At 70.8% G+C, this 233-nt stretch carries 1 protein-coding gene; it reads left to right on the forward strand.

Annotation, left to right across the window (positions count from 1 at the left end):
- Positions 1-233, forward strand: a 233-nt coding sequence (locus tag AC1RPN_RS09240; protein WP_481763887.1) for a hypothetical protein, incomplete at both ends; no start/stop codon positions are given.

Genomic DNA, 233 nt, shown 5'->3' on the forward strand with positions numbered 1-233 from the left:
ATCCTGCCCCTGACCTGGCTCGCCTTCGCGATCGCCCTCGGACAGTCCGTGGCGAACATCCTGCAGTTCGCACTCGCGATCACCCTCCTGCGGCGGAAGATCGGTCCGCTCGGTCTCGGTGCGGCGTTCCGCGGAGTCCTGCGCTTCCTGCTCGCGGCCGTCCCTGTAGTGGCCGCGGGGTGGGCCGTCTTCCTCCTTCTCGGCGGGGTCGAGGGGTGGGTCGTCGCCGAGCG

The sequence above is a fragment of the Dellaglioa sp. CoH-57-MRSF-20 genome (assembly GCF_056781955.1).